Origin of the sequence: Pantoea brenneri (assembly GCF_038594305.1) — a bacterium.
Classification (GTDB): domain Bacteria; phylum Pseudomonadota; class Gammaproteobacteria; order Enterobacterales; family Enterobacteriaceae; genus Pantoea; species Pantoea brenneri.
Genome location: NZ_JBCGBG010000014.1, coordinates 1 through 7,360, shown reverse-complemented (window position 1 = coordinate 7,360; position 7,360 = coordinate 1). Strand labels below are relative to the sequence as shown.

Here is a 7,360-nt window from a genome sequence, read left to right as displayed (position 1 = left end):
TTTCACTCGAACCAAAGTGACGCCGTTCAGTCCGGAGGCGCGTTTACCTCTGCAAACAGGTGCTTTCCGGAAGACGTAATGGTGATCACGGGATAGAACGAGTTTTTCGCGACAGACCCGCTACAGGTTTATCGGCGTTGTGGTTGCCGGCTAGTAAAGGCCGACAGCGGATGGCAGGACGGTCGGTGCCGGTCACTGCGTTGTGAAATGTACCCTCATCGTCGCGTCGTAGGTGCGCTGTTTGTGACGATATCTGCTTCCAGGGGCGGGCAGATGTACCACGCTTTGCGTTCTCCCTTTCAGGCTGCGGGAGTGTTCTGTACAGCCACCCGAAGGCGATCCTCTCAGGCTGTGAGATCATTGGTGGTCGTCATGGACGACAGGCCTACCCGGACATACTATCAACGTAAATTCGTGACGGTCAACCGGAGGTCGTAATGAGCGTTTCAATCAAGTCCGCAAAATTTGATCCCTACAATATGTGGCTGCAGCTGAGTGACGGCCGCACCCTGGGTGTACCACTGGCATACTTTCCTGTTCTGGAGAATGCGAGCACGGAACAGCTGGAAAAGTTCGAGCTGAGCCCGTACGGCATTCACTGGGACGAACTGAACGAGGATTTGGGACTTGAAGGTTTTCTGAGTACGCAGAAGCTGCAGCCGGTCCGGGCGCGTTCAGTCAAAAAGGCTTAACCAGGGGACAGGATATGTTTTGTAGCACCGCCACGCTGTGCCGGCTACAAAACAGCGGGACAAGATGTGTCTCCGGAGTACCGCCGGCACGCCAGAGCTTTTCATCAGGCGCGGCCCGATACCCTGAATTTCGTACGTACGAAATTTTTCTGCCATTCAGACAGAGGGCAGGATTCGCAAAGTGGTAGCGAATGGCACCATCTGTTTTCTGCCGCGCCTGGCGGCTTGGCCAACGCCTCACGGCCGCACAGTAAACTGTACACCCGTTCACCGTTACCAGATCCTCTGATCCCGGCTGGGTCTGCCTGTACTGGCCAAAGCCCTAAAATCCCGCAGTCAGCAGCGGGGGCGCGGTTCATTGCCTGTTTTCACTGTCATACTTATTGGCCGGCTCTCTGATCGGTGCCGGCTGATTGGTTTGAGCAAATTTTTGCCGGGCATTCTGTCCCTCGATGCCCGTTTTTTTGTTCAAAATCCCTGCTTAGTGCCAACATCCACCCGAAACTCTCCGCCACTCACTTTCTTGCATAGCCATGCAGTCGTCTGAAAATTATCAGGGCTGATTTTCGCAATTTCGGGCAGGCAAAGGGCTTGGTTTCAGCCTAAATCGCGCAAAATGGCGCTGAGGGCCTCTCAGGGGGTGCGCCCAAGCACTGTTATGTTAAATCCGGCCGCCGGGCGGGATCAGTCGGAAAAGTGGCGCAGCTTTAACGCTGACGCTTGCCCGCCTTTGGTTTTTTCGCCAGGCTGGTGCTCCGGTGCTTAGCCGGGCCACAAGAATTATAAAAAACCTGAAACCCTCGTGTTCCCGCCGTCACGGCGGGATTTTTTTGTGGCAAGGCGGAACTGGTCAGCCTGTATTTACCGGTTTGCTTGTGCGGCAGAGCATTTTTCTCCAGACTCAGAGAGAGCCGGTGCCTGCTGGTCCCGGTTACAGTGAGAAATTCTGAATCTTATCCCTGGTTCACCCCGCTCTAGATGGCGGGGTTTTTTACTTTTTCGACCTCTCAGGGCACGGTAAGAAGCCGCGATTTCCCTATTTTCTGACGTGTACAGCGCGACAAACGTGAATTAAAAAACATTTCCCGTGTACTAAGGCATTCTGAAAATTGCCCGATAACTGTTTTGCCCTGCACCAGGGGAATTCTGACAAAACGAGACCTTTTCTATTAGCATCCTTACGGGGGGCTTTTTTTGCGATGCTGTTTGCCAGGCCTGCGTTTTTTCTACACGTGACGTACGGCAGAGGGATCAGCCGGATCATAAAAAATAATTACCTGAAAATTCTCGGTTTCCCGCCACCATGGCGGTATTTTTTTGCGTCTTCGCTGGTAACTCACCGGTCGCCGGGGTGGGGATATTCTTTGCTGTCAGCGGCTTCGCCTGTATTGATTATTTCTGTATAAACCTGAATTTAGTGATAAAAACGCTACGCTTAATGGACTGATGACACACATTTTTTCCCTGGAGGGTTTATGGCAGCACATCGTGGTGGGGCAGGAAACTTTGCGGAGAACCCGGAACGGGCCGCTGAAGCAGGCAGAAAAGGCGGTCGTCTGAGCGGCGGGAACTTCAAAAACAGCCCTGAACGTGCCAGTGAGGCTGGGCGCAAAGGCGGCCTGGTCAGCCGGAAAGGGCGCCCGAATAGTTCTGCTTCCTGAGCTGTATTTTTAAAAAGGCAGTCAAAAGCCCGCCATGGCGGGCTTTTGACTGCCATGCGCAACAGAAACGTTATAGTAAATACAATATACAGGCAGAGGGGGCAGTTAATATTTTATGACCGGCTTCGACAGCGCATTACAGGACAGACTGGCAGGGCTTCCCTTAATCCGCACCCTGTTAATCGCTCAAAAAAAGGTGCTGGTATGCTGAGGAACAAAGATGGAACGGGCAGCAGGGATTGAACCCGCATCCTCAGCCGTAACAGCTGATGTAATACCTTTTATACCACGCTCGTGTAAACCTACTGCAACTGTAGGATCAGTAAAGCCAGAAGAATGGTTTGCCAGAAGGCTGTCCTTTGGGCGACACGCAGGAAGTGCTCGTGAGTCGGGTGCCGCACCGGCTGCAAACGGCACCGTGAGGCGTATGCGGCTTTTCGCTCCCAGTGGTGTATCGGAATGTCTGGCTCCCGCATTTCGGGCAGTGAAAACACAAATGGCACATATTAATCTTACCGTTCCGCTTTAGGCGTGATAATAATCCACAGTTACCGTGATTACTTCGGTTATGCAATCTTTAATGTCGCAACGGCATGAGTTCTGTGATGTGTATAGTCCAGTTCTAAGATTGAGATCCCGCAGTTGTGTTTTTCGGGGCTTTTTATGAACCGGCACGGTCCTGAGTCGGCTTTTGTAGCCATGCGCAAAAGAACTTTCATGTTAAATCCGCCAGGCTGGCAAAGTCCGGCACAAAGATGCCGCCCCCACCGGAGCTGTCCCTTTTCCACTGGAGCCCTCGTAGATACCGCTTTCTGGAGGGGCTCGCGCCAGTGAGACCCGCTTATGTATTAAAAAATACTTTTTTGTATATACTAATACGTAAATAAAAAAGGCGATTTAGCATGAAGACGGAACTCGAATTTGAGTGGGACTCTGTCAAAGCGGAAACGAATTTCCGGAAGCACGGGATCCGGTTCGAAGAAGCGGCTCTGGTTTTTGATGATCCGCTTCATCTGTCCGCTCAGGACCGTTTTGAGAATGGAGAATACCGCTGGCAGACGATAGGAATGGTGAGAGGCTGTCTGGTCGTCCTGGTTGCCCACACAACGCGCTTTGAAGATGGCTCTGAGGTCATTCGTATTATCAGTGCGCGCCGGGCTGAGCGTAGTGAGAGGAGGCGTTATGAGCATGGTCAGGTATAAACGAAGCAAGCTGCCCGAACTGACTGAAAAACGGGAATCAGAGCTGAAAGTCCTGAACGAAAAACCGGATAACGATATTGAGTACTGCGACATTCCGCCGCTGGATGAGCGTTTCTGGAAAAACGCCTCACAGGGGCATTTTTATCGTCCGGTAAAAACGCAGGCTTCGGTCAGAATTGATGCTGATGTGATGGCCTGGCTCAAGGAGCCAGGAAAAGGCTATCAGACGAGACTGAACGCAATTCTGCGGGAAGCCATGATGCGTGATCTGCATCATAAGTAATAAGGAAGAAAAGCCCGCCATGGCGGGCTTTTTACTGCCATGCACAACAGAGATGTTATGGTAAATTCTTTATAAAAAAGTAGAGACGGGCAGTAGGAATTGAACCCACATCCTCAGCCATAACAGCTGATGTAATACCTTTTATACCACGCCCGTATAAGCCCGATAAAATAATATATCCAGCTGAATCAAGGTTCAGGTTTGTGAAAAAACGGATTTCCCGGTAACAAACAGGAAGCAACCGTGAGGCGGGTGCCGCACCGGCTACAGACCGCGCCATGTGGGGTATACAGCCTTGCACTCCCGGTAGCATATATGAATTTCCTACACCCACATTTCAGGCAACGAAAAGCTAAATTACACATTAATCTCTCCATTACTGTTTTTTTAGGATAGAAGACTGTAAGTAAAGGATTTTTTTCAATAATTCAAATTTTGGAGCTACTTAAGTATTGAATGTATTATGTAAATAATCCACTTTCCGGCTCTCTCTTTCTTTTTCATGAAATTATTTTATGGTTCCCGCATGACATCTAAGCGCTATCGCGGATTATTCGCGTCATTATTGGCAGTAATCCATGCGATTTGAAGAGTTACTATGTTTAATGTTTTGAAAAATAAGGGTATATATCCTTTTTGATATTTAAATAAAATTTAATAATGTGATTGAGTAAAAATTAGAAATGGTTGTAAATCGTGCACAGAGGGCCTTTTTAGCGCTTTTTAAAGTACATCTACCTTGGCTGAATTGATAAACATTACAAAGGATTATTGTAAACTGTAAATTAATCTTACAGTTTTAAAACGAAATATATCGGCGAGAAATTTATATCTGAGCTAACGTTTCGAAAAAAATTCCGCACTTGAAAATACCGGCTACACTAACTGATGCAACCCGAAAACGGCCGGTGTAATAAAAGTTATTCCGGTTGCCATTAAATATATGACAATATGTCCAGGAGGATATTATGACCGAACATCGTGGTGGTTCAGGTAATTTTGCAGAGAATCCTGAGAAAGCCTCTGAGGCTGGTAAAAAAGGCGGTCAAAACAGCGGCGGAAATTTTGCCAACGATCGTGAAAAGGCCTCCGAAGCTGGTAAAAAAGGTGGCGAGCACAGTCACGGCGGCGGGCGTAAGTCCGAATAAAAAGATGTAATTTCTTTTTAATCGCCAGCCCCAACTAAAGCCTTGTTGGGGCTCAATATATAATCCTCTGATAATCCTTACAGAATAACTTATACCTTCCCCTACTTTTCATCGACTTAACCTCCTAAAATACTTTATTATTTTATATTCAGCATACCAATAAACTGACAGTTTAAAGGCATGTTTCCTGTTGTAATGGCAAGGCTGACACTTGGTATGTCGCAGGAAAGATGCGTGGGATAAGACAGAGATTCTCTTGAGATCCTTCTTTCGGAAGGGTAGTCTCTCTTCGGAAACGAAAAAACCACCTGGGGAGGTGGTTTTTTCGAGGGTTCAGTAAGTTGGGGAACTTCTGAACCGTGGTAACGGTCTTGTGCGAGACGTGTCACCAAATACTGTCCTTCCAGTGTAGCCGTAGTCAGTGCTTCACTTCAAGAATTCTCGTTACATCTCTCGCACATCTCTCTTACCAGTGGCTACCGCCAATGGCGATTCGTCGTGTCTGTTCAGGGTTGGACGCAAGAGAACAGTTACCTGAACATGACGTGGTAGTCGGGCTGAACGGGGAGTTCGTGCACACAGCCCAGCTTGGAGCGAACCACCTAAGCAGAACCCAGTGTCAGGCGTGGAATGAGAAGACGCGGCCATAACAGCGGAAAGACACGGGTAGACTGTACGGTGGGAACAGGAGAGCGCACGAGGGAGCCGCCGGAGGGAAACGTCCGGCATCTTTAAGTCCTGTCGGGTTTCGTCCTTCTGATTTGAGTACCGGAAATCGGTGATTTCTGTGAAACTCGTCAGGAGGGCGGAGCCTATGGAAAACCGGGGGGCCGGGGACCAGGCTCGGGGGGAAAGGGGGGCACTGTTGACTTTGACCTGGAGGGTTTATGGCTGGTCGTCTGCATGTTGTATCTAAGGGTGAAAAGCAGTTTCTTGATGACGCTGTTTTTGCAGCGGAACGGGCAAAAGGCAAAAAGCTGTCCGGTCCGGAAAAAAAAGAGGTGCTGAGCGTTGCCCGTGAGCAGCTTCTGGGACAGCGTGAAGCTGAGGCCGCTAAACAGGCACGGGCAGAAGAACGGCAGGCCGCTGAATTTACCTGGAGCAAGCCTAAGCCTTTTCGTCGTTAGTCAGCAACGCTCGCCGCAGCGTTCGCCTGGCCCAGCCAGGGGAACCGAGGAAGCGTCATTTCACCTGTTCTCAGCATATGGTACGTACGCACCGGAACGTCTGATGACGAAACAGCAAAAAAACGCGTTGAATATGGCAAAATTCATCCAGGACCAGAGTTTGCTCCTGCTTGAAAAGCTCAACGAGCTGGATTGTGACGGTGAAGCGGATATGTGCGAAAAGCTTCATGAGGATGCTGAACGTCTTCACAGCAGTCTTCTGGCAACGTTAACTCAGGAATAGCGAAATCTGCATGGCAAAAGTGTCAATCAGCGAAGCAGCCAGGCTTGCCGGCATTAGTCGCCCTACCATTTACAAGCTGATGAACAGCGGACAACTTAATTTTACGTCCGTTGTAAAGGCGGGAAAGACTGTAAAGAACATTGATACCTCTGAGCTTATCAGGGTATTTGGCACTATTGAGAACCTTCCTGCAGCAACAGATTTTACAGTAAGGCCAGAACATGGAATTACGCAGGTTAACAGTCCTGATTTACAGAATTTACAGCATACAATTGAGTTGTTACAGAAGGAAAATGAGGGTTTAAAAGAGGCTGTAGCCTCCCGGGATGAACATATCATTTCCCTTCGCCAAGCAATGCTGCTTCTTGAGCATAAACAGGACATGCAGCAGCCCTTACCGCCTCCGGCTAAGTGGTGGCAGTTCTGGAAATAACAGATCGTAAAACCTGTTAGCTGACTCTTATTTGATGTTCCGGTCCCGACGACGCGGTTACTTTTGCGCTTCCTGCGTCTCAGCTGGTATCTGTGCATCGGGATGACAGATTGTTGAGTTCTTGCGAGGTTTCCCCAGGTCGCTGACCTGTTCGCGGCTTACGCCGGGCTGACTTGCGTCAGACTCCCTCCACACACCCGCTTCCAGGTGTCGCCATCGATACCGAGCTGATTATTTTCCTTTCTTTCTGGACATGTCTGCAGTTATGTCTGCAGCGCTGGGTTAAGGCCCGTTCAGGGCGTATGAAAACACGTAATACGTGCACGTCAGATTGTGGAAATCGCCGTCAGGCGTTGTGCCGCAGGGGCTGCAGCGTGGTTTTTTCACGCGTCACTTTTTTCTCGTTTCACTCGAACCAAAGTGACGCCGTTCAGTCCGGAGGCGCGTTTACCTCTGCAAACAGGTGCTTTCCGGAAGACGTAATGGTGATCACGGGATAGAACGAGTTTTTCGCGACAGACCCGCTACAGG

The 7,360-nt window shown here is 49.5% G+C and carries 8 protein-coding genes and 2 tRNA genes; 8 read left to right on the top strand and 2 right to left on the bottom strand.

All coding sequences use genetic code 11. The annotated features are described in order from the left end of the window. Positions 1 to 437: 437 nt before the first annotated feature. Positions 438 to 692, top strand: a complete 255-nt coding sequence (locus AABB92_RS23250) for a DUF2442 domain-containing protein (protein ID WP_046289657.1) — start codon at positions 438 to 440, stop codon at positions 690 to 692. Positions 693 to 2,167: 1,475 nt separating this feature from the next. Further along, entirely contained in the window at positions 2,168 to 2,353 is a 186-nt protein-coding gene (locus AABB92_RS23245) for a con-10 family general stress protein (RefSeq protein ID WP_039391596.1), read from the top strand. A 221-nt stretch (positions 2,354 to 2,574) separates the two neighbouring features. Here AABB92_RS23245 and AABB92_RS23240 read toward each other — a convergent pair. After that, positions 2,575 to 2,649: transfer RNA gene (locus tag AABB92_RS23240), tRNA-OTHER, on the bottom strand. Between the two features lie 606 nt (positions 2,650 to 3,255). Here AABB92_RS23240 and AABB92_RS23235 point away from each other — a divergent pair. Both AABB92_RS23235 and AABB92_RS23230 read left to right on the top strand, forming a co-directional pair. Beyond that, positions 3,256 to 3,555 (top strand): BrnT family toxin, encoded by a 300-nt coding sequence (locus AABB92_RS23235; protein WP_031378256.1) that lies wholly within the window; start codon positions 3,256 to 3,258, stop codon positions 3,553 to 3,555. Continuing rightward, complete coding sequence (locus AABB92_RS23230; protein ID WP_039391595.1) at positions 3,536 to 3,838, top strand: BrnA antitoxin family protein; 303 nt, start codon at positions 3,536 to 3,538, stop codon at positions 3,836 to 3,838. The genes AABB92_RS23235 and AABB92_RS23230 overlap by 20 nt, the downstream gene beginning before the upstream one ends. Positions 3,839 to 3,922: 84 nt before the next feature. On the opposite strand, the gene AABB92_RS23225 is transcribed toward AABB92_RS23230, so the two are convergent. After that, positions 3,923 to 3,994 (bottom strand) — tRNA-OTHER (locus AABB92_RS23225). Positions 3,995 to 4,806: 812 nt separating this feature from the next. On the opposite strand from AABB92_RS23225, the gene AABB92_RS23220 reads away from it, so the two are divergent. The 4 genes from AABB92_RS23220 to AABB92_RS23205 all read left to right on the top strand — a co-directional run bounded on the left by AABB92_RS23220 (position 4,807) and on the right by AABB92_RS23205 (position 6,829). Beyond that, complete coding sequence (locus AABB92_RS23220; protein WP_031378260.1) at positions 4,807 to 4,986, top strand: con-10 family general stress protein; 180 nt, start codon at positions 4,807 to 4,809, stop codon at positions 4,984 to 4,986. Positions 4,987 to 5,873: 887 nt separating this feature from the next. Then, a complete protein-coding gene (locus AABB92_RS23215; protein ID WP_046289656.1) occupies positions 5,874 to 6,113 on the top strand; it encodes a hypothetical protein in 240 nt (79 codons plus the stop codon). Between the two features lie 103 nt (positions 6,114 to 6,216). Continuing rightward, a complete protein-coding gene (locus AABB92_RS23210) occupies positions 6,217 to 6,396 on the top strand; it encodes a Rop family plasmid primer RNA-binding protein (protein WP_031378258.1) in 180 nt (59 codons plus the stop codon). Positions 6,397 to 6,406: 10 nt separating this feature from the next. Continuing rightward, on the top strand, positions 6,407 to 6,829 hold the full coding sequence (locus tag AABB92_RS23205) for a helix-turn-helix domain-containing protein (RefSeq protein WP_031378259.1): 423 nt from the start codon (positions 6,407 to 6,409) through the stop codon (positions 6,827 to 6,829). Positions 6,830 to 7,360: the final 531 nt, after the last annotated feature.

Coding starts and splice junctions, on each gene's coding strand:
- AABB92_RS23250 (WP_046289657.1), top strand. CDS start 438: ATGAGCGTTTCAATCAAGTCCGCAAAATTTGATCCCTACAATATGTGG.
- AABB92_RS23245 (WP_039391596.1), top strand. CDS start 2,168: ATGGCAGCACATCGTGGTGGGGCAGGAAACTTTGCGGAGAACCCGGAA.
- AABB92_RS23235 (WP_031378256.1), top strand. CDS start 3,256: ATGAAGACGGAACTCGAATTTGAGTGGGACTCTGTCAAAGCGGAAACG.
- AABB92_RS23230 (WP_039391595.1), top strand. CDS start 3,536: ATGAGCATGGTCAGGTATAAACGAAGCAAGCTGCCCGAACTGACTGAA.
- AABB92_RS23220 (WP_031378260.1), top strand. CDS start 4,807: ATGACCGAACATCGTGGTGGTTCAGGTAATTTTGCAGAGAATCCTGAG.
- AABB92_RS23215 (WP_046289656.1), top strand. CDS start 5,874: ATGGCTGGTCGTCTGCATGTTGTATCTAAGGGTGAAAAGCAGTTTCTT.
- AABB92_RS23210 (WP_031378258.1), top strand. CDS start 6,217: ATGACGAAACAGCAAAAAAACGCGTTGAATATGGCAAAATTCATCCAG.
- AABB92_RS23205 (WP_031378259.1), top strand. CDS start 6,407: ATGGCAAAAGTGTCAATCAGCGAAGCAGCCAGGCTTGCCGGCATTAGT.